The following is a 26,571-nucleotide window of genomic DNA, read 5'->3' as shown; positions in this document are numbered from 1 at the left end:
ATGGTTATTTGATCGGCCGCCAGATCATCGGGTAGCGATAAGGCTTGCCCTCATTCGCCCGCACCGCCGCAATGATGATCAGGATCATCACGGCCACTGCGAGCATGGCAAACAGCACCAGCCCGATGACCACGAACATCAGCAGGAAGCAGATGAGCCCGGCAATGGTCACGCTGATCTGAAAGTTCAGCGCCTCTTTGCCTTGGGTGTCGATAAAAGGATCTTGCTCGCGCTTGAGGTGCCATAGCACCAGCGGGCCCAGCAGGTGGCCAAGCGGCACTACCAGGCCCAGAAGTGCGGAGAGGTGGCAGAGCATCGCCCATTGCCGCACTTCGGCATTGGGCGGGGGGACCGACAGGTTCGAATCGCTCATGCCCCGCACCTCCTGGGCTGGCTTCAGTCAGCCAGTGCCGCCTGCTGCAGCTCGAAAATCTCGTCCATGCCCTTCTGCGCCAGGGCGAGCATGGCGTTGAAATCTTCCGGCTGGAACGGTGCGCCTTCGGCAGTACCCTGCACTTCGATGAAACCACCGGCGCTGGTCATGACCACATTCAGGTCGGTTTCGGCTGCGGAGTCTTCCAGGTAGTCCAGATCGAGCACGGCTTCGCCTTGGTACATACCTACCGACACGGCAGCGATCATGTGCTTGAGCGGGTTGCCGCCCTTGAGGCCGCCGCGCTTCTTGATCACTGCCAAAGCGTCGCACAAGGCGACCATGGCGCCGGTAATGGACGCGGTGCGGGTACCGCCATCGGCCTGGATCACGTCGCAATCGACGTACAGGGTGATGTCACCGAGCTTGCTCATGTCCAGCGCGGCGCGCAGCGAGCGGCCGATCAGGCGCTGGATTTCCAGGGTGCGGCCGCCCTGCTTGCCACGGCTGGCTTCACGCTGGTTACGTTCACCGGTGGAGCGCGGCAGCATGCCGTACTCGGCGGTCAGCCAGCCTTGGCCCTGGCCTTTGAGGAAGCGCGGTACACCGTTTTCAACGCTGACCGTGCAGATGACTTTGGTGTCACCGAACTCGACCAGTACCGACCCTTCGGCGTGCTTGGTGTAGTTGCGGGTGATGCGGATCGAGCGGAGCTGATCGGCAACGCGACCACTTGGACGTTTCATCTGGGATACCTGTACTGGGACTTTGAATCTGCCGAGCATTATAGAGCCCGTAGCCCAGGGAAGACATGCCTATTGTCGCGCCCGGCACAGCCCGTCGCCTTTTCCTACCCCAGTAGCCACCCGTCGGTAACATAGGTGGATTGGGCGCCACGGCGACACTGCGCTACAATCCTGCGCCTTGCAGCCGAGAGGCTCCCACCGTTCATTCATCTACGCGAGGTACTCCCCATGGTGCACAGCATGACCGCTTTTGCTCGTGTCGAGCGCGCCGGCAGCCAAGGCACCCTGGTCTGGGAGCTGCGCTCGGTCAACCACCGTTACCTGGAGCCGCATTTGCGCCTGCCTGAGGCCCTGCGCGACCTCGAAGGCGGCGTACGTGAAGGCCTGCGCCAGGGCCTGTCACGCGGCAAGGTGGAATGCACCTTGCGCCTCAACGAAGACAGCAACGGCAAACCGCTGAAAGTGGACCGTGAGCGCGCCGCGCAATTGGTTGCCGCCGCCGAGGAAGTGGCCAGCCTGATCAAGCAGCCGGCCCCCCTGAACCCGCTCGAAGTGCTGTCATGGCCAGGTGTGCTGGTGGCCGACACCAGCGACCCACAGGCACTGAATGCCGAAGCCATGGCGCTGTTCGACGAAGCGCTGGCCGAACTCAAGGCCGGGCGCCAGCGCGAAGGCCTGGAGCTGGCCCGGCTGATCAACGAACGCCTGGACAACATGGCCAGCGAAGTCACTACCCTGCGCGCCCTGGTGCCGCAGATGCTGGCGGCGCAGCGGCAGAAGATTCTCGACCGCTTCGGCGACATGCAAGCCGAGCTCGACCCGCAGCGCCTGGAGCAAGAGATGGTCCTGCTGGCCCAGAAAAGCGACGTGGCAGAGGAACTCGACCGCCTCAGCACCCACGTCACCGAAGTACGCCGGGTGCTCAAGGGTGGCGGTGCCGCTGGCCGGCGCCTGGACTTCCTGATGCAGGAACTCAACCGCGAGGCCAATACCCTCGGCTCCAAGGCCTTCGACCCACGCAGCACGCAAGCGGCGGTCAACCTGAAGGTATTGATCGAACAGATGCGTGAACAAGTACAGAACATCGAGTAAGGCCACCCCGACCATGAACCACAGCAGCGGCACCCTCTACATCGTTTCGGCCCCTTCGGGCGCCGGCAAGACCAGCCTGGTCACCGCCCTGACCAAGGACGACCAGCAGATCCGCGTCTCGGTCTCGCACACTACCCGCGCCATGCGCCCGGGCGAGCAGCACGGGGTGAACTACCACTTCGTCGTCCACGAGGAATTCAAGGCGCTGATTGCGCAAGGTGACTTTCTGGAGCATGCTGAAGTGTTCGGCAACTTCTACGGTACTTCGCGCAGCGCGCTGCAGCAGACCCTGGACCAAGGCTACGACCTGATCCTGGAAATCGACTGGCAAGGTGCCCAGCAAGTGCGCAGGCTGATGCCGCAGGCGCTGTCGGTGTTCATCCTGCCGCCAAGCCAGGAGGCGCTTCGCCAGCGCCTGGACGGACGCGGGCAGGACAGCGAAGAGATCATCGCCGGGCGCATGAAGGAAGCGGTCAGCGAGATGGTGCACTACGACGAGTATGACTACGTGATCATCAACAATGATTTCGACGTGGCGCTGGAAGATTTGAAGGCAGTGTTCCGCTCGAATCGGCTGCTGTTGAAGAAGCAGCAGCAGCGTCATGCGGCGTTGCTGAAGCAAATGATCGGCTAAAGATCGATGGGGCTGCATTGCAGCCCTTCGCGGGCACGCCCGCTCCCACGGGTTAATCACTGCCTTGAGGCTTGTGCCGTACCTGTGGGAGCGGGCGTGCCCGCGAAGGGCCGCAAAGCGGCCCCAATTATTTATTCCTGCAGCGGCAAGGTAGCCTGCTGGCGCAGGGTAGCCCCGAGGAAGTACGCCGGCGCACGCATGCGCGACAGGATCATCAGCCCGATACCCAGCACCGAGATGATCGCGGCAATCACGAACACCAGCCCCACCCCACCCACATGCGAGCCGCTGCCGAAGTCCGGCGAGGCGCTGTCGATGGCGGTACGCACGAAGATCACCGACAAGATCACCCCACCCACCAGCGGGCACAGGCCGCGCATGATGAAGTGGCGCAGGCTGTCAAACAGGCTGTCGCGGAAATACCAGACGCAGGCAAACGCGGTCAGCGAATAGTAGAAGCAGATCATCATGCCCAGTGCAGTGATGGTATCTGCCAGTACGTTCTCGCTCAGCGTACGCATGGTCACGTAGAACAGGCCTGCGGCCACGCCGGCGCAGATGGTGGCATAGCGTGGCGTTTGCGAGCGCGGGCAGACGCTGGCGAACTTCTGCGGCACCGCACCGTAATAACCCATGGCCAACAGGGTGCGCGCCGGCGCCACGAAGGTGGACTGCAGCGACGCCGCCGTACTGGCCAGCACGGCGATGGACATCAGGATCGCCAGCGGCCCCATGACCGGGCCGGCCAGGTGGGCAAAGACGTTCTCCTGGATGCGCGGGTTGTTCAGGCCAAGCCCCGTCTCGCTGATACCGGCAAACTGCAAGGTGGCGATGGCGGTGAACAGGTACAGACCAAGGATCAGCATCACCGTCCAGGTAGCGGCCTTGCCCGGCACCTCTTCGCTGCCCACCGACTCTTCACTGACGGTCAGGCATGTGTCCCAGCCCCAGAAGATGAAGATCGACAACGACAGGCCAGCAGCAAAGGCCGAGAAAGACTCGACACCAAACGGGTTGAACCAGGCGAAATCGAACGCCAGTGGTGGAGGCGCGGTGGTGCCGCCGAAAGCGGCGAAAGCAAAGCCGATCAACACCAGCAACTGCAGGGCCACCAAGCCGTACTGCACAGTCATTGTGGTGGCGATACCCCGACAGCAGATCCACACTGCCAAGCCAATGAACACGCAACAGGTAATGATGTTGATCAAAAGATTGTCGGCCAACGCTGCCAGTTCGTGCTTGCCGGTGATCTGCCCAAGGAACAGGTAGAAGAAGTCCACCGCCACCCCTGCCAGGTTTGACAGCACGATCGTGGTGGCAACCACCAGTCCCCAGCCGCCGATCCAGCCGATCATCGGGCCGAACGCACGCGCCGACCAGGTAAACGAAGTACCACTGTCCGGCTCCGCCGAGTTCAGCTCGCGATAGCCCAGGGCCACCAGCAGCATCGGCAGGAAGCCCACAATGAACACGGCAGGCAGGTGGGCACCCACCTCACGCACGGTAGGGCCAAGGGCGCCGGTCAGGGTATAGACCGGGGCGATGGTGGAAATGCCCAGCACCACGCTGGCCAGCAGGCCCAAGCGGCCCTTGGCCAGGCCTTTGCTGCGCTGAGTGTTGCCCGCGTCGGCCGCCACATCGGGTGGGCGACCGGCTTCTGTGTAATTGCTCATGAGTATTTGCCGTAGATTTTGGAATTGTTTTCACAAGCCTTGAGTACAAGGCTCGCTTTCACTCATTGAAAGTTTGCTATCGGGGACGAGTCATCCGAGACCTTCGGCTGACGTCAGAATCATTCCTGCCGTAAGCCCTCCCGTGCTGCGTAGGCAATGCAGGCCTCGCGAAACGCCTGAAACAGACGCAGCGAGACCGGGTTTTCGTTGAAGCGCCATTCCGGGTGCCACTGCACGCCGAGCACAAAGCCCGGCGCCGCCGGCATGGACACCGCCTCAATCAGGCCATCCGGAGCCCGCGCCTCAGCGCGCAGGCCAGGGGCCAGACGGTCGATGCCCTGGCTGTGCAGCGAATTGACTTCGAACTGCGCCGCCAGGCCCAGGCGCTCGAACAACCCGCCAGGCTCAATACTGACCGAGTGGCGAGGGCTGTATTGCACCTCCAGGGGGGCGTCCTCAGGTTCGCGGTGGTCAAGGTAACCAGGCAGTTCCTGCACACGCTGGTGCAGGCTGCCGCCAAGGGATACGTTCAGTTCCTGGTAGCCACGGCAGATGCAGAATACGGGCACCCCGGCGGCAATGGCTGCCTGTAGCAACGGCAGGGTCAGGCGATCACGCGCCAGATCATGCCGGGTACCCGCCACACTGGGGGCGCCATTGTAATGATGCGGCTCGATATTTGAAGGCGAGCCGGTAAATACAATGCCGTGCAGGCTGGCCAGCAGCGCTTGCGAGTCGCTGCCACCATCACGGGCCGGCAAGATCAACGGCAAGCCGGCAAAGCCGGCTGCCTCGACATATTTGTCACCGACCGTGTGCGATGAGTTCTTCCCTACCTGCTGACGGCAGGCGCTGACACCGATCAAAGGGACCGCATTTGCGCTCATGGGCTTACACCGTGTGCAGGTACCAGTTGTACTCGAGGTCGGAAATCGACACTTCGAACTCGGCCAGTTCGCTTTCCTTGCAGGCCACGAAGATATCGATGTAGTCCGGGCTGATGTATTGGTTGAGGACTTCACTGTCATCCAGCGCGCGCAGGGCATCGCGCAGATTGTTCGGCAGGCTTTGCTCCAGTTGCTCGTAGGAATTGCCTTCGATCGGCGCCTCGGGCTCGACCTTGTTGGTCAGGCCGTGGTGAACCCCGGCAAGGATCGCTGCGAGCATCAGGTACGGGTTGGCATCGGCGCCAGCTACACGGTGTTCAAGGCGCACATTGTCGCTGCTGTCGGTGGGCACGCGTACAGCCACGGTGCGGTTGTCCAGGCCCCAGCTCGGTGCATTGGGCACGTAGAACTGCGCACCAAAGCGGCGGTAGGAGTTGATGTTAGGGCAAAGGAAGGCCATTGACGCCGGCATGGTTTCCAGCACGCCACCGATGGCGTGCCGCAGCGTATCGCTTTGCAGCGGATCGTCACTGGCGAAGATGTTCTTGCCAGTTTTCTTGTCCAGCAATGAAATGTGCACATGCAGGCCGTTGCCTGCCTGGCCCGGGTAGGGCTTGGCCATGAAAGTGGTGTCCATTTCATGGTCGTAGGCGATGTTCTTGATCAGGCGCTTGAGCAGGATCGCATAGTCGCAGGCCTTCAGCGGATCAGCCACGTGGTGCAAGTTGACCTCGAACTGCGCCGGTGCGCTTTCCTTGACGATGGCGTCGGCGGGCAGGCCCTGTTCCTTGGCCGCTTCGAGCATGTCCTGCAAGCAGTCGGCGTACTCGTCGAGGTCGTCGATCAGGTACACCTGGGTGGAATGCGGGCGCTTGCCGGAGATCGGCGAGCGCGGCGGCTGCGGGCGGCCGTTGAGGTTGTCCTGGTCGATCAGGTAGAACTCCAGTTCGAACGCGGCGCAAATATCCAGGCCCAGGTCGTCGAACTTGCTCACCACCTGGCGTAGCACTTCACGCGGGTCGGCGAAGAACGGCTGGCCATCCAGCTCGTGCATGGTCATCAGCAGCTGGGCGGTGGGGCGCTTCTGCCACGGCTCGTCCGACAGCGTGCCGGGGATCGGGAAACAGATGCGGTCGGCGTCGCCGATGTCCAGGCCAAGGCCGGTGCTTTCGACAGTGGAACCGTTGATATCAAGGGCAAACAGCGATGCGGGCAGGTTGATGCCCTTCTCGTACACCTTGTGCAGGCTGGCCCGCTCGATGCGCTTGCCACGCACCACGCCGTTCATGTCGGAGATCAGCAGGTCTACGTACTGCGTGTCCGGATGGGCCTGGAGGAAGTCATTCATCTCGCTGGAAGAACTGGCGCACGGGGTTACCGACGTCATGGTGTACATCCTTTGATGTGCTGCGGCGATGTGGGGATACGGCTGGCGCCTCACGGGCGACGATGGTTGCAGCTGTTGTTGTTTTCACTTTCCCATCGTGGGGACTGGTTACCCGACCGGGCGCATTGATTCCGGGGGGCCGTTTCACTATAAAATGGCCCAGACGCAACAGACATTGGCAATTTGGCAAGCAGAGCGTGCATCAATGCAATATCAGATTACCCACGCCGACCTCTCTCTGGTCCTGGCACTGGAACGTGGCCGCTCGCTGGCCAAAGCCGCCGAACTGCTCAAAGTCGACGTTTCGACCGTGTTCCGCTCGATCCGCCGATTGGAGTCGGCGCTGGGCACCGCCTTGTTCGTCAAGAGCCGAAAGGGCTATCTGCCGACTGACACCGCCCAGGCCTTGGCTGAGCAGGCCGAACGTGCCGAGCAGGCGCTGGAAGCGGCGCGCATTGCCATGACCAGTGGCGAGCAAGTGGTCAGCGGCACGGTGCGCCTGACCTGCACCGAGGCGGTGATGCACAGCCTGTTGCTGCCGGCGCTGGCCGAGTTCATGCCCAACTACCCGGCCTTGTCGCTGGAGATGGGCACCTCCAACACCTTCGCCAACCTCAGCCGGCGCGACGCCGATATTGCCCTGCGCCTGACCAACACGCCACCAGAGCACCTGGTGGGCCGCAACCTGGGTTCTACCTCCTATGTAGTCTGCGGCCACCCACAGTGGCGCGAGCGCCTGAGCGAGTCGCCCGCCAGCGCGCCGTGGATCGCACCTGACGACTCGATGCAGGACCACCCTACGGTGGTCTGGCGCAACCAACAATACCCGGGCCTGAGCCCGCGCTACCAGTGCAGCAGCATGTCGACCATCGCCCAGTTGGTCACGGCCGGCCTGGGCGTGGCAGCACTGCCGGACTACATGGTGCATGCGCTGCCCGGGGTGGATGCACTGAGCGGCCCCCTGCCCGGCTGCGACACCCAGTTGTGGCTGCTGACCCGGCCGGATTGCCGGGCGTTGCGCTCGGTGCAGACCTTGTTCGAAGAGCTGACCCCGCGGTTGCGTGACGCGATGCTCTGAGGTTATCGTCAAGCTCATGCACTGAGTGTGTCTGTTCCGGCTCTTTCGCGGGTAAACCCGCCGCTACAAGCTACGCGGTCCCTGTAGGAGCGGGTTCACCCGCGAAGAAGGCATCGCAGAGTTTGCAGGTACCGCCCGGCAAAACAGCGCTTCCCTATTGGCTGGTGAATTTTTATACTATCGAGTCCGCCTGCCCACTAATGGGCTGCACGCCCACCGCAATTGCTACTGAGGAAGACCATGGCCCGCGTAACTGTTGAAGACTGCCTGGAACACGTGGATAACCGCTTTGAGCTGGTCATGCTCTCGACCAAGCGCGCTCGCCAGCTGGCGACCGGCGGCAAAGAGCCACGCGTTGCGTGGGAAAACGACAAGCCAACCGTTGTTGCCCTGCGTGAAATTGCTGAAGGCATCGTCACCAACGAGTTCATCGCCGCTGAAGAGATCGTCACCGAGGATCCGGTGTTCGCCGCGTTCGAGGACGAGAACAACGAGGCTGTCTGATTGATGCCAGGTCGACGTCGTACGGCGCAAGGCCCTCTTCCTCGGCAGGAGGTGAACCCATGCCGGGTATAGAAGCCTTGGCCGAACGGCTGTCGACCTATCTTGGCCCCGAACAGGTCAACCTGGTCCGGCGTGCCTATTTCTACGCCGAACAGGCCCACGATGGGCAACGCCGCCGCAGCGGCGAGCCCTACGTGACCCACCCGCTGGCCGTGGCCAGCATCCTCGCCGACATGCACATGGACCATCAGAGCCTGATGGCGGCCATGCTGCACGATGTGATCGAAGACACCGGCATCGCCAAGGAAGCCCTCAGCCAGCAGTTTGGCGAGACCGTGGCCGAACTGGTCGATGGGGTCAGCAAGCTGACCCAGATGAATTTCGAAACCAAGGCCGAGGCGCAGGCGGAAAACTTCCAGAAGATGGCCATGGCCATGGCCCGCGACATTCGCGTGATCCTGGTCAAGCTGGCCGACCGTCTGCACAACATGCGCACCCTGGAAGTGCTGTCTGGCGAAAAACGCCGGCGCATCGCCAAGGAAACCCTCGAGATCTACGCCCCCATCGCCAACCGCCTGGGGATGCACAATGTGCGCGTGGAGTTCGAAGACCTTGGTTTCAAGGCCATGCACCCGATGCGCTCGTCGCTGATTCACCGTGCAGTGAAGAGCGCACGCGGCAACCGCAAAGAGATCGTCGCCAAGATCGAACACTCGCTGGCCAACTGCCTGGCCGCCGACGGCATCGAGGGCGAGGTCAGCGGTCGACAGAAACACCTCTATGGCATCTACAAGAAGATGCGCGGCAAGCGCCGTGCCTTCAACGAGATCATGGACGTGTATGCCTTCCGCATCATCGTCGACAAGGTGGACACCTGCTACCGCGTGCTCGGCGCCGTGCACAACCTCTACAAGCCGCTGCCCGGGCGCTTCAAGGATTACATCGCGATCCCCAAGGCCAACGGCTACCAGTCGTTGCACACCACCCTGTTCGGCATGCACGGCGTGCCCATCGAAATCCAGATCCGCACCCGCGAAATGGAAGAGATGGCCAACAACGGCATCGCCGCGCACTGGCTTTACAAGTCCAACGACGACGAGCAGCCCAAGGGCAGCCACGCACGTGCCCGCCAGTGGGTCAAGGGTATCCTCGAACTGCAGCAACGTGCCGGCAACTCCCTGGAATTCATCGAGAGCGTGAAGATCGACCTATTCCCGGACGAGGTCTACGTGTTCACGCCCAAAGGCCGGATCATGGAGTTGCCCAAAGGCTCCACGGCCGTCGATTTCGCCTACGCGGTGCACACCGACGTTGGCAACAGTTGCATCGCGTGCCGCATCAACCGCCGCCTGGCGCCGCTGTCCGAACCGCTACAAAGCGGCTCGACAGTGGAAATCGTCAGCGCCCCGGGCGCTCGGCCAAACCCGGCCTGGCTCAACTTTGTGGTCTCCGGCAAGGCGCGCACGAATATCCGCCACGCGCTCAAGCAACAGCGCCGCTCGGAGTCCATCAGCCTGGGCGAGCGCCTGCTGAACAAGGTGCTCACCGGCTTCGACAGCAGCCTGGAGAAAATCCCCCAGGAACGCATCCAGTCCATTCTCGCCGAGTACCGCCTGGAGCTGATAGAAGACCTGCTCGAAGACATCGGCCTGGGCAACCGCATGGCCTACGTGGTCGCGCGCCGCCTGCTGTCGGCCGAAGGCGAACAGCTGCCTGCGCCAGAAGGCCCGCTGGCGATCCGCGGTACCGAAGGCCTGGTGCTGAGTTACGCCAAGTGCTGCACGCCGATCCCGGGTGACCCGATTGTCGGCCACCTGTCGGCCGGCAAGGGCATGGTCGTGCACCTGGAGAACTGCCGCAACATCAGTGAAATCCGCCACAACCCCGAAAAGTGTGTGCAGCTCTCCTGGGCCAAGGACATCACTGGCGAGTTCAATGTCGAACTGCGTGTCGAACTGGAACACCAGCGCGGGCTGATCGCCCTGCTGGCCAGCAGCGTCAACGCCGCCGACGGCAACATCGAAAAGATCAGCATGGACGAACGCGACGGCCGTATCAGCGTGGTCCAACTGGTGGTCAGCGTGCACGACCGCGTGCACCTGGCGCGTGTGATCAAGAAGCTGCGTACCCTGACCGGTGTGGTCCGCATCACCCGCATGCGTACGTAGTCCGCCAACCGCAAGGAGTCATCATGAGCAAAACCGTCATCAACAGCGACAAGGCCCCTGCCGCCATCGGCACCTACTCGCAGGCGATCAAGGCCGGCAACACCGTGTACATGTCGGGCCAGATCCCTCTGGACCCGAAGACCATGGAACTGGTCGAAGGCTTCGAGGCCCAGACCGTGCAGGTGTTCGAGAACCTCAAGGCCGTGGCTGAAGCCGCTGGCGGTTCGTTCAAGGACATCGTGAAACTGAACATCTTCCTCACCGACCTGAGCCACTTCGCCAAGGTCAACGAGGTGATGGGCCGCTACTTCGAACAGCCCTACCCAGCCCGCGCCGCCATCGGCGTTGCCGCGCTGCCAAAAGGCTCTCAGGTCGAAATGGACGCCATCCTGGTCATCGAATGATGCCCTGGTGACGGGCCCCTGCCCGTCACCCTTCTTACTCCGCAAGGTTACCCCGTCATGCGTCAAGCACTGCCCTTCGCGCTGGCAGCCCTGCTACTGGGCGGCTGCACCAGCCACAAACCCGAAGACTTCAACGGCATCTGGATCAACCAGGAAGCAATCACTGCGGCGGTCAAAGCCGGTAGCCTGCGCCAGGCCCTGAATGAGCATGGCCCAGTGTTCGAGTGGAAGCTCGACGTGGCCAATCAGCAAGCCAGCTATAGCAATGGTTTCGAGGCCGCTGACGGCCAGCTGAGCGCCAGTGACAAGCAATGGCAGGCCCGCTTCCAAGGCGGCCAGACCGAGCAGCTTTCGCTCGATGGCGACGAGCTGCTGGCCGTCGACCAGAGTGGCGCCAAGCAAACTTTCGTACGCGCCAAGGCGCCGGCGGCAGCCAATGCACCACTAGGCAGCAGCTTCGAGAAGGCGCTGTACCAGGCCTACCTGGGTGGTAACTGGAAGATCGTCGAAGGCCAGGGCAAAGGTGCCAGCGTGCGCTTCAGCGACACCGGCAACGTCACCGGCCTACCCGGGCCGGACCGCTTCGCCCTGTGCCTGGCGGGTGATTGTGCGACCATGGGTGGCAGCAATGACAGCCTGTGGCTGGAGCGCAACCAGCGTGGTGCACCGTTCATCATCAAGCGCGATGGCGACAAGCTGGAGATTTTCCAGGCAGTGAACCGTGCGCAGCCGGATGAAATGCCGGAGCTGGCAGCCGGCAAGCGTCAGTGGACGCTGGAGCGCACCTGAGATGATGCGCGGCCCCTGTAGGAGCGGGTTTACCCGCGAAGAAGACACCACGGTGGATGGCACGGGCTTCGCCCGTGTTCGCGGGCAAGCCCGCTCCCACAGGGATCGCGCCAGCTTTTAGAAATTGAGCAAGACAGTTGCTCCCACAAGGCATCGCGCCAGTTGCCAGCTAGGCTTTTCCTGCCAGGATCGCGGCGTAGCCTTCCTTGTAGCTCGGATATACCGGCGCCCAACCCAGCGCCCGCGCCCGGGCATTACTGCAGCGCTTGCTGCCGGTACGCCGCACCCGCTGCTCATCAGACCATTCGGTAACCCCCATATAAGCCCGTAGCCAGGCCACCACATCGGCCAGCGGCGCCGGGTCATCGTCGACACCGATGTAGCAATCATCCACTGCCTTGCCATCAGCATCGGCTTGCAGCAGAAACGCCAGCAGGCTGGCGGCATCTTCGGCATGAATGCGGTTGCCATACAGCGGCGGCTCCTCGGCCACGCGGTAACCCTGACGCACCTGGCTCAGCAACCACTCGCGCCCCGGGCCATAGATACCGGTCAGGCGGACCACGCTCGCCGGGATGCCGCTGCCCAATGCCAACCGTTCAGCCTCCAGCATCACCCGCCCGGAATAGCCCTCAGGCTCGGTGGCAGCGCCCTCCTCTATCCACTCGCCGCCCTTCTGCGCATACACGCTGCTGCTGGAGACGAACAACAGGCGACGCGGGCGCTGACCACGCTCGGCCAACCAGGCCAATACATGGCGCAAACCATCAACATAAGCTGCCTGATAACCCTCTTCATCGTGCTGGCTGGCCGCCACGCAATACACCAGGTAGTCCAGCGCCCCCTGTGGCCAGGCCGGCGGCATCGACGGTTCGGCCAAATCTGCGGCAACCGGCTGAACCCCTGCAGGCAGTTGACCGACCGAACGGCGCAGGCCACTCACCTGCCAGCCTTTAGCCAACATCTGCCTGGCCAGCCGCCCACCCACATCACCACAACCCACCACCATCACGGAAAGGTCTGACATCTCTAAACTCCCTAGACCAATTGATCAGCCAGGCCACGCTACACGATAGGCGGCTAGACCATAGGCGAAAAAAGCTACAATATTACTTTTGTTAACAAGAATTACTTGCAATAATGGCCGCCAATTTGTTCTCGGCCTGCATCGAGGCCTTGGAGAACGTTCACTTTTTCTTCATCAGGTCCGGCCAGCATGACACGTACTCAATCTTCCGCTTCGCCAACCCCGTCGCGCGCCTGGCGCGCCATCGCCGCGCTGACACTTAGCCTGGTGCTGGCCCCGGTGGCCATGGCCGATGAGCCAACCACCAACGCCGCCACGCCTGCTGCTGCCACTGCCCCGGCCGCACCCGCTGCTGCCCCAGCCGATGCGCCGGCGCCTGATGCCACTGCCACCAACCCGGCAGATGCACCGGCCGCGGCAGACCCGAGCGTTCAAGCCCTGGTCGAAGACACCTCGCTGGGCATGGCCCATGACCTGTCCCCATGGGGCATGTACAAGAACGCCGACATCGTGGTGAAGATCGTCATGATCGGCCTGGCCATCGCCTCCATCATCACCTGGACCATCTGGATTGCCAAAGGCTTCGAGCTGATGGGCGCCAAGCGCCGCCTGCGTGGCGAAATCGCCCAGCTGAAGAAGTCCACCACCCTGAAGGAAGCCAGCGAAGTCTCCAACAAGGAAGGCACCCTGGCCCATACCCTGGTCCATGATGCCCTCGAAGAGATGCGTCTTTCGGCGAACGCTCGCGAAAAAGAAGGCATCAAGGAACGCGTCAGCTTCCGTCTGGAGCGCCTGGTGCATGCCAGCGGCCGTACCATGAGCAGCGGCACCGGCGTCCTCGCAACCATCGGCTCCACCGCGCCGTTCGTCGGCCTGTTCGGTACCGTATGGGGCATCATGAATAGCTTCATCGGCATCGCCAAGACCCAGACCACCAACCTGGCCGTCGTTGCCCCAGGTATCGCCGAAGCGCTGCTGGCCACTGCTCTGGGCCTGGTCGCGGCAATCCCGGCCGTGGTCATCTACAACGTCTTCGCCCGCTCCATTGCCGGTTACAAGGCGCAGGTGTCCGATGCCTCCGCCCAGGTACTGCTGCTGGTCAGCCGTGATCTGGACCACCAGGGCAGCGAGCGCGCCGCCCCGCACATGGTGAAAGTGGGGTAAGCCATGGGCCTGCATCTCAACGAAGGTGGCGACGACCTCGCCGAAAACCACGAAATCAACGTTACGCCGTTCATCGACGTGATGCTGGTGCTGCTGATCATCTTCATGGTCGCCGCTCCCTTGGCCACGGTCGACATCAAGGTCGACCTGCCGGCCTCAACCGCCAAACCGGCGCCAAGGCCAGAGAAGCCGGTGTTCGTCAGCGTCAAGGCCGACCAGAAGCTGTATGTCGGCGACGACCAGGTGGCTGCACCCGACCAGCTTGGCCCGATGCTCGACGCCAAGACCAAGGGCGACAAGGAAACCACCATCTTCTTCCAGGCTGACAAAGGCGTGGATTACGGCGACCTGATGGAAGTGATGAACAACATGCGCGCGGCCGGCTACCTGAAAGTCGGTCTGGTAGGTCTCGAGACGGCAGCCAAGAAATGATGAAAACGCGCTCTAACATGGCGCGCTACGGTGGCAGCCTGGCGATCGTGCTGGGCGTGCACGTGGTCGCCGTGCTGCTGACGCTCAACTGGTCGGTGCCCCAGGCCATCGAACTGCCCCCGGCAGCGATGATGGTCGAACTGGCACCGTTGCCGGAGCCTGCGCCACCACCACCCCCAAAGGCAGCTCCGCAGCCACCGGCCCCGGTCGAGGAACCACCGTTGCCGAAGCTGGCAGAAGCGCCCAAGCCCAAGATCGCCATCCCCAAGCCGCCCAAGCCGAAGGCCAAGCCCCAGCCGCCCAAGCCCGAGAAAAAGCCTGAGCCGCCGAAGGAAGCGCCACCCACCGAGCAAACGGTGGACGCACCACCCAGCAACACGCCACCGCAGAAGTCCGCGGCACCGGCTCCGAGCATTGCGTCCAACAGCAAAGCACTGCCAACCTGGCAGAGCGACCTGCTGCGCCACCTGGCCAAGTACAAGCGCTACCCGGAAGACGCGCGCCGTCGCGGCCTGCAAGGCATGAACCGCCTGCGCTTCGTGGTCGACGCCGAAGGCAAGGTCGTGTCGTACTCCATGGCCGGTGGTTCAGGCAGTGCCTCACTCGATCGGGCGACCCTGGAAATGATCCGTCGGGCCGGCAAGGTACCCAAGCCGCCACCCGAGTTGCTGAACAATGGCACGATTGAAGTCGTGGCACCGTTCGTCTACTCACTGGACCGCCGCTGAGACTTTTGCTTCTGTCACAATTCGGCAAGTCTGATAACGTGCGTCTATCGATTGCAGCCGCTATGCTGGGCCCGCAACTTCATGGACGCACGTTATGACCCTCACCGAATTACGCTACATCGTCACACTCGCCCAGGAACAGCACTTCGGCCATGCCGCCGAGCGCTGTCACGTGAGCCAACCAACTCTGTCGGTCGGTGTGAAGAAGCTCGAGGACGAGCTTGGCGTTCTGATCTTCGAGCGCAGCAAAAGCGCAGTACGTCTGACCCCGGTCGGCGAAAGCATCGTCGCCCAAGCGCAGAAGGTACTGGAGCAGGCCCAAGGCATTCGCGAACTGGCCCAGGCCGGCAAGAATCAGCTGACCGCCCCGCTCAAGGTCGGCGCCATCTACACCGTCGGCCCCTATCTGTTCCCGCACCTGATCCCGCAGCTGCACCGCGTGGCGCCGCAAATGCCGCTGTACATCGAAGAAAACTTCACCCACGTACTGCGCGAAAAGCTGCGCAACGGCGAACTGGACGCGGTGATCATCGCCCTGCCGTTCAACGAAGCCGACGTGCTGACGCTACCGCTCTACGACGAACCGTTCTGCGCCCTGATGCCTGCCGACCACCCATGGACGGCGAAGAAGACCATCGACACTGCCATGCTCAACGACAAGAGCCTGTTGCTGCTCGGTGAGGGCCACTGCTTCCGCGACCAGGTACTGGAAGCCTGCCCTACCCTGAACAAGGGGGGTGAAGGCTCAAGGCACACCACGGTCGAGTCCAGCTCGCTGGAAACCATCCGTCACATGGTGGCTTCGGGCCTTGGCGTATCGATCCTGCCGCTGTCGGCCGTGCACAGCCATCACTACGCCCCCGGCGTCATCGAAGTGCGCCCGCTGACGGCACCGGCACCATTCCGCACGGTAGCCATCGCCTGGCGCGCCAGTTTCCCCCGGCCAAAGGCCATCGAGATCCTCGCCGATTCGATCCGCCTGTGCTCGGTCGCCAAAAACCCTGCGGAACAACCGGCCTGAGTCATGAGTGAGCTGTCGAAGGTCCCGGTCACAGTACTGAAAGGTGTGGGCGAGGCAATGGCGGAGAAACTCGCCAAGGTCGGCCTGGAAAACCTGCAGGACGTGTTGTTCCACCTGCCCCTGCGCTACCAGGACCGCACGCGCGTGGTGCCAATCGGCCAGCTGCGTCCGGGCCAGGATGCGGTTATCGAGGGTGTGGTCAGTGGTACCGATGTAACCATGGGCAAGCGCCGCAGCCTGGTGGTGCGCCTGGGCGACGGCAGCGGTGTACTGACATTGCGCTTCTACCACTTCAGCAACGCGCAGAAGGAGGGCCTGAAGCGGGGCACCCACCTGCGCTGCTATGGAGAAGCCCGCCCCGGCGCTTCCGGCCTGGAAATCTACCACCCGGAGTACCGCGCGCTGAACGGCAGCGAGCCGCCGCCACCGGTGGAACAGACACTGACGCCGATCTATCCGTCCACCGAAGGTCTTACCCAGCAACGCCTGCGCCTGTTGTGCCAGCAGAGCCTTGCCCTGCTTGGCCCGCGCAGCCTGCCCGACTGGCTGCCTGACGAACTTGCCCGGGACTACCAACTAGCACCCTTGGACGAAGCCATCCGCTACCTGCACAACCCGCCGGCCGACGCCGACCTCGACGAGCTCGCCGAAGGCCAGCACTGGGCCCAGCACCGCCTGGCCTTCGAAGAATTGCTGACCCACCAGCTGTCGCAGCAACGCCTGCGCGAAAGCCTGCGCAGCCTGCGTGCGCCGGTACTGCCCAAGGCCACGCACCTGCAGGCGCAGTACCTGGCCAACCTGGGCTTCCAGCCGACCGGCGCGCAGCAGCGGGTAGCCAACGAAATTACCTACGACCTTAGCCAGCACGAACCGATGATGCGCCTGGTGCAGGGCGACGTGGGTGCCGGCAAGACCGTAGTCGCTGCACTGGCGGCGCTGCAGGCGCTGGAAGCAGGCTATCAGGTAGCATTGATGGCACCCACCGAGATCCTCGCCGAGCAGCACTACATTACCTTCAAGCGCTGGCTGGAACCGCTGGGCATCGAAGTCGCCTGGCTAGCCGGCAAACTCAAGGGCAAGGCCCGGGCCGCGTCCCTGGAGCAGATCGCCAACGGTGCACCCATGGTGGTCGGCACCCACGCGCTGTTCCAGGAGGAGGTAAGGTTCAAGCACCTGGCCCTGGCGATCATCGACGAACAGCACCGGTTTGGCGTGCAGCAACGCCTGGCCCTACGCAAGAAGGGCGTGGCCGGCGAGCTGTGCCCACACCAGCTGATCATGACCGCCACGCCTATTCCGCGCACCCTGGCCATGAGCGCCTACGCCGACCTGGACACTTCGGTGCTCGACGAATTGCCGCCAGGGCGCACGCCGGTGAACACCGTGCTGGTGGCCGACAGCCGCCGCTTCGAAGTGGTCGAGCGGGTACGCGCCGCCTGCGCCGAGGGGCGCCAGGCCTATTGGGTATGCACGCTGATCGAAGAGTCCGAAGAACTCACCTGCCAGGCCGCCGAAAGCACTTTCGAGGAGCTTGGCAGCGCGCTGGGTGAGCTGAGGGTGGGGTTGATCCATGGGCGCATGAAACCGGCAGAGAAAGCCGAGATCATGGCCGAGTTCAAGGCTGGCAACCTGCAGCTTCTGGTCGCCACCACGGTCATCGAGGTGGGCGTGGACGTGCCCAACGCCAGCTTGATGATCATCGAGAACCCCGAGCGCCTGGGCCTTGCACAGTTGCACCAGCTGCGTGGCCGGGTTGGCCGGGGCAGCGCCGTGAGCCATTGCGTGCTGTTGTACCACCCGCCGCTGTCGCAGATCGGCCGCGAGCGCTTGGGGATCATGCGCGAAACCAACGACGGCTTCATTATCGCCGAGAAAGACCTTGAACTGCGTGGCCCGGGCGAGATGCTCGGCACCCGCCAGACCGGTCTGCTGCAGTTCAAGGTCGCCGACCTGATGCGCGACGCGGACCTGCTGCCGGCCGTGCGCGACGCGGCCCAGGCCCTGGTATCACGCTGGCCGGAACACGTCAGCCCGCTGCTGGACCGCTGGCTGCGCCATGGCCAACAATATGGCCAAGTGTGACGCCAGTCCCAGAATGGATCCAGATTTGCTCGCAGGCTGGTTATACTTCGCGTTTAAAAGAATCAGTGGATACGGACCATGACTGAAGTTGCCCTGGACACCGCAACCCCACACGCCCCCTCCGTCATCAGGCTGCTGCTCGACAAACTTGGCGTGCCCTACCGCCAGGTGGTCGAACACCCGCACCTGCCTGCGGCTTCGCGGGTGCAGGCTGTCCTTCTCGACGACGAGGTCGGCGCCCTCATGGTGCTGTTCCCGCAGAGCCACCTGCTGGACCTCAACCGCTTGGCCGAGCTGACCGGGCGCAAGCTGACAGCCGTGTCGGTACCGCGACTGAAGCAGATGCTCGACAAGCACCACCTCAAGGCGCTGCCGGGCATCCCGGCTCTGACCAGCTCGCCATGTCAGTACGAAAAGGCCCTGCTCGACGCCGAAACTGTCTTTATCCAGTCCGGCGAAGCCGGCCTGTTGCTGGAAATCGAACGCGCACACTTCAAGCGCATGCTGGCCAAGGCCAGTGCCAGCAGCTTCGGCCAGCAAGTCGAAGCGATCAGCCCCAACCTCGACCGCCCCGATGACGACACCCGGGAAATCACCAATGCCGTCCAGGCCTTCACTGCCCGACGCATTCAGAAGCGCCTGGAAGAAACCATCGAAATTCCACCGCTCGCCGACACCGCGCAGAAGATCATCAAGCTGCGGGTAGATCCCAACGCCAGCATCGACGATATCACCGGCGTGGTCGAAACCGACCCGGCGCTGGCAGCACAGGTGGTGAGCTGGGCTGCATCGCCCTACTATGGTTCGCCGGGCAAGATTCGCTCGGTGGAAGACGCCATCGTGCGTGTGCTGGGTTTCGACCTGGTGATCAACCTGGCCCTGGGCCTGGCGTTGGGCAAGACCTTGAGCCTGCCCAAAGACCACCCGCAGCAGGCAACGCCATACTGGCAACAGTCGATCTACACCGCCGCGATCATCGAAGGCCTGACCCGCGCCATGCCTCGCGCAGAACGCCCCGAGGCAGGGCTGACCTACCTGGCCGGGCTACTGCACAACTTCGGCTATCTGCTGCTGGCGCATGTGTTCCCGCCGCACTTCTCGCTGATTTGCCGCCACCTTGAGGTCAACCCGCATCTGAACCACACCTACGTGGAACAACACCTGCTGGGTATCAGCCGCGAACAGATCGGTACCTGGCTGATGAAGCTGTGGGACATGCCGGAAGAGCTGTCGACGGCCTTGCGCTTTCAGCACGACCCGGCCTACGAAGGCGAATATTTCGCGTTCCCCAACCTGGTATGCCTGGCCACCCGCCTACTGCGCTTGCGAGGTATAGGCTCAGGGCCGCAGGAAGAGATTCCTGACGAGCTGCTGGAACGCCTGAGCATTACCCGGGACAAGGCCGAGGATGTGGTGAACAAGGTGCTCGAAGCCGAGAACCTGTTGCGTGAGCTGGCTTCGCAGTTCCACGCACCGCATTAAGCATTAACGCATACCCTGTGGGAGCAACTGTCTTGCTCAACTTCTAAAAGCTGGCGCAATCCCTGTGGGAGCGGGCTTGCCCGCGAACACCGGCGAAGCCGGTGCCATGCACCGCGTCGCTTGTTTCGCGGGCACGCCCGCTCCCACAGCATCCCCGTCGGGTTTCAGCCTTTCTTCTTCGGTTTCAGGTATTTCATCAACCCTTGGAACCACATCACCAACGCCGGGTTGCCCTTGATCTGGATGTGCTTGTCCTGAATTCCCTGCATGAACGCCAGCTGCTTGTTACCCGCCTGCATGGTGGCGAAGCCATAGGCGGCGTCCTTGAAAGCAATGGCGAACGCCGGCTGTGAGTGTGCGCCGCCCTTGCTGCTGATGCGCTCATTTTCGACGATGAAGTGCCGGGCGACCTTGCCGTCCAGGGTTTGCATCTGGAATACCAGGTTCTTGCCTTTGAGCTGCTGCTGGAATGCGGGGTTATTACGGCTGGCCCTGGCCATCAACAGCCCCATGGCCCAGAGAAGAAAGCGGAACTTCATCAGCGCGCCTCGAACAAAAAGTGACTAAGGCGCGCAGTTTATCCTTTTCCAGAACTATTTATGCAAGTTAGAAACATCTTGCCTGCAGAAAGCACAACGGGCGCCCCCAGGCGCCCGCTTGGCTGACACTGGGTTGTCAGGGAGCGATTACTTGCCCTTCTTGGCAGGTTTGGCCTCGTTAACTTCATCGCGCAGGTTCTTGCCCGGCTTGAAGGCCACCGTGTTGCTGGCTTTTATCTTGACCGGCTCCCCAGTCTGCGGGTTCTTGCCGGTACGCGCGCCGCGATGACGTTTTTCGAAGGTGCCGAAACCGACCAGGGTCACAGTGTCCTTGTCCAGGGCACCGGTGATGCTGTCGAGAATCGCGTTCAAAACCTGATTGGCCTTTTCCTTGGTCAGGTCCGCCTTGTCGGCGATGACGGCGGCGAGTTCTGGTTTGCGCATAGTGAAGCCTCTTTGACGGAATTCTTGTTGTTATGCCGTGCTGCCTCTGGGAGCAGCGCTCAAGGCACCGCAGGCTCTAATCTGCGGCAGACCGGAGTGAGAATGGCACGAGCTCAGGGGCCGCGCCAGTATCTGGGCGGCCATTGTGCAGGCAACAACAGGATAAATCCGACAGAACGTGCGCTATTTACGCCATAACCGCTGGCAACTGACGATTCAGCGCCAGCTTCTCCATCACCGCCGCCCCGGTAAGGGCGTAGCCCAGCAGTTTGCCGTCTGCATCAAGGCAGAGCACCTTGAGGTCACTGCCCTGCCCCTCTACCTGCCAGATGCCTTCGCAGCCCTGTGGCGCTGGCGAGACCACCAGCGGACAGGCCGGGGTTTTCACGGTGATAGGCATCGGCCCGTAGGAAACGGCCGTCGGTTTGCCGGCCAAGGTTTGCGCCAGCGCCCGGGCACAGCTCATCAGCGGCATCACGTACAGCAGGTTGATGCCATCGACTTCGGCACAGTCGCCAAGGGCGAAGATGTTGGCGTGTGAAGTACGTAGCTCACGGTCTACGCTTACGCCACGGTTGGTCTGCAGGCCGGCCGCGGCAGCCAGGTCGGTACGTGGGCGCAGGCCGATGGCCGAAACCACCAGGTCGCAGGCAATCACACTGCCGTCCGACAGGTGCGCTTCCAGGCCTTGGGTCACCTGCTGCAGGCGGGTCAGCACCGGCCCCAAGTGGAAGCGTACACCCAGGCCCTCCAGCCCACCCTGCACTGCCGCTGCAGCGGCCGGGTGCAGCAGGGTCGGCATGACCTGTTCGCACGGTGCCACAACGTCGACCTTGAAGCCGCCCAGGCTCATGTCGTTTGCGAATTCGCAGCCGATCAGGCCGGCACCGAGAATCAGCACACGCTGCTTGCCAGCGGCGGCCGAACGGAAGCGCGCGTAGTCTTCCAAGTCGTTGATCGGGAACACCAGATGGCCGCCATCACCCTCGATCGGCACCTGCACGGTCTGCGCCCCCCAGGCCAGCACCAGGTCGCGGTACTCCACGGTCTCTTCGCCGATCCACAGCCGCTTGTGGCCCGGGTCGATACCGCTGATGCGGGTATGGGTGCGGATCTCGGCGTTCAGTTGCTCGGCCATGGCGCCCGGCTCAGCCATGCACAGGCCGTCGGCGTCCTTCTGCTTGGCAAAGCCCATGGAAAGCATCGGCTTGGAGTACGAACGACCATCGTCGGCGGTGATCAGCAACAACGGCGTCTGCGCATCGAGCTTGCGAAATTCACGGGCCAGGTTGTAGCCCGCAAGGCCGGTACCGATGATTACCACAGGGGACGTCATGTCGTGCTTTCCTCGATTAACCGATGGAGATCATTTCAAAGTCGCTTTTGCCGACGCCGCAGTCGGGGCACAGCCAGTCTTCAGGCACATCCTCCCAACGGGTCCCGGGGGCGATGCCGTCGTCGGGCCAGCCTTCGGCTTCGTCGTATATCAGGCCACAGACAATACATTGCCACTTTTTCATCAGGTCTATTTCCTCGGTTCAGGCTGGGGCTTGTGCTGCTGACGGTCTCTTCGCGGGTAAGCCCGCTCCTGCAGCGACCGCAAATGGGGCCAGTGCTCAATTCGTGGGGGCTTTGTAACGGCCCTGCCGGCAGTATGCAAGCAGTTGGGGCAATCATGCTAAGCTCGCCGCCTCTCTGGCTGTAACAAAGCATACCGACGTGTCGTACGAATCCCCGCAAGCAGCCGCTGTCGCGTGGCTGCCGTATTCACAACTGGCGACCGACATCGACCAGCCCACCCTTGACTGGCTGTTCGACGAGGGCTCGCTGACCCGCCGCCTGACCCGTCTGTCCATCGATCACTTTTCCGTCACCCCGCTGTTCGAGGGCTGGCAGCCGCTGCGCGATGACGAATGCCAAGCGCTGGGCATCGCTGCCGGCGCCGAAGGCTGGGTGCGCGAGGTGTATCTGCGCGGCCATGGCCAACCTTGGGTATTCGCCCGCAGCGTGGCCAGCCGCAGCGCCCTGGAACGTGGTGGCCTTGACCTGGAAACCTTGGGCAGCCGCTCGCTGGGCGAGTTGCTGTTCTGCGACCAGGCGTTCATCCGTCATCCACTCGAAGTGTGCAGTTATCCACAGGCCTGGCTGCCGTCCGAAGCTGCACATGCAGCGCTTTGGGGCCGCCGCTCGCGCTTCGAGCGTGACGGCCTGGACCTGCTGGTGGCAGAAGTATTCCTGCCGGCATTGTGGCAAGCGGCCAAGGAGGAAAACCGCTGATGTACCTGCAACTGCTCAAGTCGCTCAACCGCCTGCACCCGCGGGCCTGGGACTTCGTCCAGCTCAGCCGCATGGACCGACCGATAGGCATCTACCTGCTGTTGTGGCCGACCCTGTCGGCAGTGTGGATTGCCGGCAACGGGTCACCAACCCTGGCCAATGTGCTCATTTTCGGCCTTGGTGTGGTGCTGATGCGCGCGGCCGGCTGCTGCATCAACGACTTCGCCGACCGCAAGGTGGACGGGCACGTCAAGCGTACCGCCGATCGGCCCTTGGCCAGTGGCCGAGTGCGGCCACGCGAGGCGCTGACACTGTTCGCGATTCTGGTAGGAGTGAGTTTCCTGCTGGTGCTGTGCACCAACAGCCGAACCGTCTGGCTGTCGTTCGGGGCGGTGGCGTTGGCGTTCTGCTACCCGTTCATGAAGCGCTACACCTACTACCCGCAAGTGGTGCTGGGAGCGGCGTATTCGTGGGGCATTCCGATGGCGTTCACGGCGGCCGGTGGCGACCTGCCGGCCAGTGCCTGGCTTCTGTATATCGCCAACCTGCTGTGGACGGTGGGTTATGACACCTACTACGCCATGGTCGACCGCGATGACGACCTGAAGATTGGCGTGAAATCGACCGCGATCCTGTTCGGCGACGCCGATCGCAGCATCATCCTGACCCTGCAGCTGCTGTCGCTGGGCTGCCTGTTGCTGGCCGGTAGCCGCTTCGACCTGGGTGGCTGGTTCCACCTCGGGTTACTGGGTGCGGCGGTGTGCTTTGCCTGGGAATACTGGTCGACGCGCAAGCTGGACCGGGAGTCGTGCTTCAAGGCGTTTCTGCACAATCACTGGGCTGGGTTGCTGGTGTTTATCGGGGTGGTGCTGGATTACGCGTTGCGCTGAGTGTTTTGGGGCCGCTGTGCGGCCCCGGCTATCTCAAGGCTTGGCAACGTGCCAGACGTCCTTCACGCCGTCACCGGTCATGTCGCCGGCCTTCTTGTCCTTGATGAAGGTATACAGCGGCTTGCCGTCGTAAGCCCACTGCATCGAACCGTCGTCACGCGTCACATGGGTCCATTTATCCTTCGGTGCTTCGTCTTCTTTCTTGACCATCAACGGTGGCCAGTTCTTGGCGCAATCGCCATTGCACATCGACTTGCCACCCGCATCCTTGTCAAAGGTGTACAGGGTCATGCCGGCATGATCGACCCACATGCCGTCCTTCTCCATGGCATGGTGGGCCAACGCCACCCCCGGGAGCGCCAGCGCAGTGAAAAGGGCCATCCAGCTCAGCGTATGTCGTGTCATTGGAATCACCATTGTTTCCGGGGGAAATGAGTTCGGGTTGCCATTAAAGCGGCCCTCTGTAGCCTAGTTCAGTCACGGAATGTCGCCAGAACGGCCAACACCCTGTCACACAGCTGCAATAATTCCGTTATCTAATGCGGGCCAAGACACCGAATCCAGGAGAGGTTTTGAGCATGGTAGGCAGGAACATTCTGATCGTCGACGACGAAGCGCCCATTCGCGAGATGATCGCCGTTGCCCTGGAAATGGCCGGCTATGACTGCCTGGAAGCGGAAAACTCGCAACAGGCCCATGCGATCATCGTCGACCGCAAACCGGACCTGATCCTGCTCGACTGGATGTTGCCGGGCACCTCCGGCATCGAGCTGGCCCGTCGCCTGAAGCGCGACGAGCTGACCGGTGATATCCCGATCATCATGCTCACCGCCAAGGGTGAAGAGGACAACAAGATCCAGGGCCTGGAAGTGGGCGCCGACGACTACATCACCAAGCCGTTCTCGCCGCGTGAACTGGTGGCGCGACTGAAAGCCGTGCTGCGCCGCACTGGCCCGAGCGACAGCGAAGCGCCGATCGAGGTCGGTGGCCTGCTGCTCGATCCGATCAGCCACCGCGTGACCATCGACGGCAAGCCGGCCGAGATGGGCCCGACCGAATACCGCCTGCTGCAGTTTTTCATGACCCACCAGGAACGCGCCTATACCCGAGGCCAACTGCTGGACCAGGTGTGGGGCGGCAACGTCTATGTCGAGGAACGTACCGTCGACGTGCACATCCGTCGCTTGCGCAAGGCACTGGGTGAAGCTTACGAGAATCTGGTACAAACCGTCCGGGGCACTGGCTACCGCTTCTCGACCAAGAGCTGATCGAGTTCCAGAGCGCCAAGCTGCACGTCGTTGTACAAGGACCGTCAATTGAACCAGAACTGGCACGCAACCCTGATTCGCCATCTGCTGTTGCTGATTACCGTCTGCCTGATCGGCGGACTGGTAAGCGGCTACTACGGCTGGAGCCTGGCCATTGGCCTGGCGCTTTATCTGGGCTGGACCCTCAAGCAACTGCTGCGCTTGCACGATTGGCTGCGCAATCACCAACCCGACGAAGCACCGCCCGATGGCTACGGCCTGTGGGGCGAGGTATTCGATAGCATCTACCACCTGCAACGCCGTGACCAGCGCGTGCGGGGCCGCCTGCAGGCAGTGATCGACCGGGTGCAGGAGTCCACCGCCGCGCTGCGTGACGCGGTAATCATGCTCGACAGCGACGGCAACCTGGAATGGTGGAACCGCGCCGCCGAGACCCTGCTGGGCTTCAAGACCCCACAGGACGGTGGCCAGCAAGTGACCAATCTGGTGCGCCACCCGCTCTTCAAAGAGTACTTCGAGGCAGAAAACTACCTCGAACCGCTGGAAATCCCTTCGCCGATCAATGATCGCATGCGCGTGCAGTTGCACATCACACGCTACGGCAACAATGAACACCTGATGCTGGTGCGCGATGTCACACGCATCCACCAGCTGGAACAGATGCGCAAGGACTTCGTCGCTAACGTTTCCCACGAGCTGCGCACGCCGCTGACGGTGATCACCGGCTACCTGGAAACCCTGCTGGACAACGTCGAAGACGTGAACCCGCGGTGGAGCCGCGCCCTGCAGCAGATGAGCCAGCAAGGCTCGCGCATGCAAACCCTGCTCAACGATTTGTTGCTACTGGCCAAACTGGAAGCCACCGATTACCCATCGGACAACCAGCCGGTGGCAGTCGATGCCCTGCTCGCCGCCATAAAGAACGACGCCCAGGCCCTGTCCGGGCCGCGCAACCAGCACATCAGCCTGGAAGCTGCGCCCGGCGTGAAGCTGAAGGGCAGCGAGTCGGAACTGCGCAGTGCCTTTTCCAATCTGGTGTTCAATGCAGTCAAGTACACCCAGGACGAAGGCAATATCCGCATTCGCTGGTGGGTCGATGCCCAGGGCGCTCATCTGTCGGTGCAGGACTCGGGGGTGGGCATCGATGCCAAGCACTTGCCACGCCTGACCGAGCGTTTCTACCGGGTAGACTCCAGCCGTGCATCGAATACCGGCGGGACCGGGTTGGGGCTCGCAATCGTCAAGCATGTGCTGATGCGCCACCGCGGCAAGCTGGAAATCAGCAGTGTACCGGGGCATGGCAGCACTTTTACCTGTCACTTTGCGCCAGCACAATTGGCCAACGAAAAGGCTTGAGATTGGCGCTGCTGCGCAGCCCTTCGCGGGAACGCTCGCTCCCGCAGGGACCGTAATAAATCCGCTGCCCTTTGCTTTTACGGTCCCAGCCGCTACATTGGATTCCCCGTGCCAGCAAAAGCTGGC

General features: G+C 62.5%; 28 protein-coding genes. 17 read left to right on the top strand and 11 right to left on the bottom strand.

Annotated features, from left to right (window positions below):
• Positions 1 to 4 precede the first annotated feature (4 nt).
• Complete coding sequence (locus INQ47_RS05695; RefSeq protein ID WP_103443638.1) at positions 5 to 373, bottom strand: DUF4870 domain-containing protein; 369 nt, start codon at positions 371 to 373, stop codon at positions 5 to 7.
• A gap of 23 nt (positions 374 to 396) precedes the next feature.
• Positions 397 to 1,119, bottom strand: a complete 723-nt coding sequence (gene rph / locus INQ47_RS05690; protein WP_021785246.1) for a ribonuclease PH — start codon at positions 1,117 to 1,119, stop codon at positions 397 to 399.
• A gap of 228 nt (positions 1,120 to 1,347) precedes the next feature.
• Here rph and INQ47_RS05685 point away from each other — a divergent pair, with 228 nt between their 5' ends.
• Together INQ47_RS05685 and gmk are read left to right on the top strand one after the other, a co-directional pair.
• Positions 1,348 to 2,211, top strand: a complete 864-nt coding sequence (locus INQ47_RS05685) for a YicC/YloC family endoribonuclease (RefSeq protein ID WP_404701307.1) — start codon at positions 1,348 to 1,350, stop codon at positions 2,209 to 2,211.
• Positions 2,212 to 2,224: 13 nt separating this feature from the next.
• Positions 2,225 to 2,845, top strand: coding sequence for a guanylate kinase (gene gmk, locus INQ47_RS05680; protein ID WP_252461171.1), 621 nt, complete (start codon positions 2,225 to 2,227; stop codon positions 2,843 to 2,845).
• Between the two features lie 131 nt (positions 2,846 to 2,976).
• Here the strand turns inward: gmk and INQ47_RS05675 are convergent, their stop codons facing one another.
• The 3 genes from INQ47_RS05675 to INQ47_RS05665 form a co-directional block, all read right to left on the bottom strand.
• Positions 2,977 to 4,518 (bottom strand): APC family permease, encoded by a 1,542-nt coding sequence (locus INQ47_RS05675; RefSeq protein WP_176682886.1) that lies wholly within the window; start codon positions 4,516 to 4,518, stop codon positions 2,977 to 2,979.
• A gap of 119 nt (positions 4,519 to 4,637) precedes the next feature.
• A complete protein-coding gene (locus INQ47_RS05670; RefSeq protein ID WP_404701306.1) occupies positions 4,638 to 5,405 on the bottom strand; it encodes a gamma-glutamyl-gamma-aminobutyrate hydrolase family protein in 768 nt (255 codons plus the stop codon).
• Between the two features lie 4 nt (positions 5,406 to 5,409).
• Positions 5,410 to 6,792, bottom strand: coding sequence for a glutamine synthetase family protein (locus tag INQ47_RS05665; RefSeq protein WP_021785251.1), 1,383 nt, complete (start codon positions 6,790 to 6,792; stop codon positions 5,410 to 5,412).
• Positions 6,793 to 6,997: 205 nt separating this feature from the next.
• On the opposite strand from INQ47_RS05665, the gene INQ47_RS05660 reads away from it, so the two are divergent.
• The 5 genes from INQ47_RS05660 to INQ47_RS05640 all read left to right on the top strand — a co-directional run bounded on the left by INQ47_RS05660 (position 6,998) and on the right by INQ47_RS05640 (position 11,735).
• Positions 6,998 to 7,870: a LysR family transcriptional regulator gene (locus INQ47_RS05660; protein ID WP_252461173.1), complete on the top strand. Its 873-nt coding sequence runs from the start codon at positions 6,998 to 7,000 to the stop codon at positions 7,868 to 7,870.
• Positions 7,871 to 8,110: 240 nt separating this feature from the next.
• Complete coding sequence (gene rpoZ / locus INQ47_RS05655) at positions 8,111 to 8,374, top strand: DNA-directed RNA polymerase subunit omega (protein ID WP_003253383.1); 264 nt, start codon at positions 8,111 to 8,113, stop codon at positions 8,372 to 8,374.
• 59 nt (positions 8,375 to 8,433) lie between these two features.
• A complete protein-coding gene (gene spoT, locus INQ47_RS05650) occupies positions 8,434 to 10,542 on the top strand; it encodes a bifunctional GTP diphosphokinase/guanosine-3',5'-bis pyrophosphate 3'-pyrophosphohydrolase (RefSeq protein ID WP_021785253.1) in 2,109 nt (702 codons plus the stop codon).
• A 23-nt stretch (positions 10,543 to 10,565) separates the two neighbouring features.
• Positions 10,566 to 10,946, top strand: a complete 381-nt coding sequence (locus INQ47_RS05645) for a RidA family protein (RefSeq protein ID WP_003253379.1) — start codon at positions 10,566 to 10,568, stop codon at positions 10,944 to 10,946.
• Positions 10,947 to 11,003: 57 nt separating this feature from the next.
• Complete coding sequence (locus tag INQ47_RS05640) at positions 11,004 to 11,735, top strand: hypothetical protein (protein WP_404701305.1); 732 nt, start codon at positions 11,004 to 11,006, stop codon at positions 11,733 to 11,735.
• 169 nt (positions 11,736 to 11,904) lie between these two features.
• Here the strand turns inward: INQ47_RS05640 and INQ47_RS05635 are convergent, their stop codons facing one another.
• The gene (locus tag INQ47_RS05635; RefSeq protein WP_404701304.1) at positions 11,905 to 12,762 is read right to left on the bottom strand and encodes an SDR family oxidoreductase; all 858 of its coding nucleotides are present in this window, start codon (positions 12,760 to 12,762) and stop codon (positions 11,905 to 11,907) included.
• Positions 12,763 to 12,951: 189 nt separating this feature from the next.
• On the opposite strand from INQ47_RS05635, the gene exbB reads away from it, so the two are divergent.
• The 6 genes from exbB to INQ47_RS05605 all read left to right on the top strand — a co-directional run bounded on the left by exbB (position 12,952) and on the right by INQ47_RS05605 (position 19,671).
• Complete coding sequence (gene exbB / locus INQ47_RS05630) at positions 12,952 to 13,926, top strand: tonB-system energizer ExbB (RefSeq protein ID WP_252461176.1); 975 nt, start codon at positions 12,952 to 12,954, stop codon at positions 13,924 to 13,926.
• Positions 13,927 to 13,929: 3 nt separating this feature from the next.
• Positions 13,930 to 14,358 (top strand): TonB system transport protein ExbD, encoded by a 429-nt coding sequence (gene exbD, locus INQ47_RS05625; RefSeq protein WP_003253367.1) that lies wholly within the window; start codon positions 13,930 to 13,932, stop codon positions 14,356 to 14,358.
• Positions 14,355 to 15,086: an energy transducer TonB gene (locus INQ47_RS05620; protein ID WP_021785257.1), complete on the top strand. Its 732-nt coding sequence runs from the start codon at positions 14,355 to 14,357 to the stop codon at positions 15,084 to 15,086. Before exbD ends, INQ47_RS05620 begins: the two co-directional genes overlap by 4 nt.
• Positions 15,087 to 15,180: 94 nt before the next feature.
• A complete protein-coding gene (locus INQ47_RS05615) occupies positions 15,181 to 16,107 on the top strand; it encodes a hydrogen peroxide-inducible genes activator (protein WP_012274839.1) in 927 nt (308 codons plus the stop codon).
• A 3-nt stretch (positions 16,108 to 16,110) separates the two neighbouring features.
• Positions 16,111 to 18,189, top strand: coding sequence for an ATP-dependent DNA helicase RecG (recG, locus tag INQ47_RS05610; RefSeq protein WP_404701303.1), 2,079 nt, complete (start codon positions 16,111 to 16,113; stop codon positions 18,187 to 18,189).
• Positions 18,190 to 18,267: 78 nt separating this feature from the next.
• Positions 18,268 to 19,671 carry an HDOD domain-containing protein gene (locus INQ47_RS05605; RefSeq protein WP_404701302.1) on the top strand — a complete coding sequence of 468 codons (1,404 nt, stop codon included), beginning with the start codon at positions 18,268 to 18,270 and terminating at the stop codon, positions 19,669 to 19,671.
• Between the two features lie 164 nt (positions 19,672 to 19,835).
• Here the strand turns inward: INQ47_RS05605 and INQ47_RS05600 are convergent, their stop codons facing one another.
• The 4 genes from INQ47_RS05600 to INQ47_RS05585 form a co-directional block, all read right to left on the bottom strand.
• Positions 19,836 to 20,210, bottom strand: coding sequence for an SCP2 sterol-binding domain-containing protein (locus INQ47_RS05600; RefSeq protein WP_252461179.1), 375 nt, complete (start codon positions 20,208 to 20,210; stop codon positions 19,836 to 19,838).
• A 147-nt stretch (positions 20,211 to 20,357) separates the two neighbouring features.
• Complete coding sequence (locus tag INQ47_RS05595) at positions 20,358 to 20,654, bottom strand: HU family DNA-binding protein (protein WP_021785261.1); 297 nt, start codon at positions 20,652 to 20,654, stop codon at positions 20,358 to 20,360.
• A 187-nt stretch (positions 20,655 to 20,841) separates the two neighbouring features.
• Positions 20,842 to 21,990, bottom strand: coding sequence for an NAD(P)/FAD-dependent oxidoreductase (locus INQ47_RS05590; RefSeq protein ID WP_404701301.1), 1,149 nt, complete (start codon positions 21,988 to 21,990; stop codon positions 20,842 to 20,844).
• Positions 21,991 to 22,006: 16 nt separating this feature from the next.
• A complete protein-coding gene (locus tag INQ47_RS05585) occupies positions 22,007 to 22,174 on the bottom strand; it encodes a rubredoxin (protein ID WP_003253349.1) in 168 nt (55 codons plus the stop codon).
• 199 nt (positions 22,175 to 22,373) lie between these two features.
• Here INQ47_RS05585 and INQ47_RS05580 point away from each other — a divergent pair, with 199 nt between their 5' ends.
• Positions 22,374 to 22,931: a chorismate lyase gene (locus tag INQ47_RS05580; protein ID WP_252461181.1), complete on the top strand. Its 558-nt coding sequence runs from the start codon at positions 22,374 to 22,376 to the stop codon at positions 22,929 to 22,931.
• Positions 22,931 to 23,821, top strand: coding sequence for a 4-hydroxybenzoate octaprenyltransferase (ubiA, locus tag INQ47_RS05575; protein WP_252461182.1), 891 nt, complete (start codon positions 22,931 to 22,933; stop codon positions 23,819 to 23,821). The genes INQ47_RS05580 and ubiA overlap by 1 nt, the downstream gene beginning before the upstream one ends.
• Positions 23,822 to 23,854: 33 nt before the next feature.
• Here the strand turns inward: ubiA and INQ47_RS05570 are convergent, their stop codons facing one another.
• On the bottom strand, positions 23,855 to 24,226 hold the full coding sequence (locus INQ47_RS05570) for a hypothetical protein (RefSeq protein ID WP_176682902.1): 372 nt from the start codon (positions 24,224 to 24,226) through the stop codon (positions 23,855 to 23,857).
• Positions 24,227 to 24,399: 173 nt separating this feature from the next.
• Between INQ47_RS05570 and phoB the strand changes: the two genes are divergently transcribed.
• Complete coding sequence (gene phoB / locus INQ47_RS05565; RefSeq protein ID WP_003253341.1) at positions 24,400 to 25,089, top strand: phosphate regulon transcriptional regulator PhoB; 690 nt, start codon at positions 24,400 to 24,402, stop codon at positions 25,087 to 25,089.
• A gap of 48 nt (positions 25,090 to 25,137) precedes the next feature.
• Complete coding sequence (phoR, locus tag INQ47_RS05560) at positions 25,138 to 26,445, top strand: phosphate regulon sensor histidine kinase PhoR (protein ID WP_103469566.1); 1,308 nt, start codon at positions 25,138 to 25,140, stop codon at positions 26,443 to 26,445.
• The last annotated feature ends 126 nt before the right edge of the window (positions 26,446 to 26,571 follow it).

The organism is Pseudomonas sp. 3HC3, from assembly GCF_044904505.1.
In the GTDB taxonomy this organism is placed as follows: domain Bacteria; phylum Pseudomonadota; class Gammaproteobacteria; order Pseudomonadales; family Pseudomonadaceae; genus Aquipseudomonas; species Aquipseudomonas putida_Y.
The sequence above is the reverse complement of the archived record's forward strand: the minus strand, read 5'-3'. Positions and strand labels throughout refer to the sequence as shown.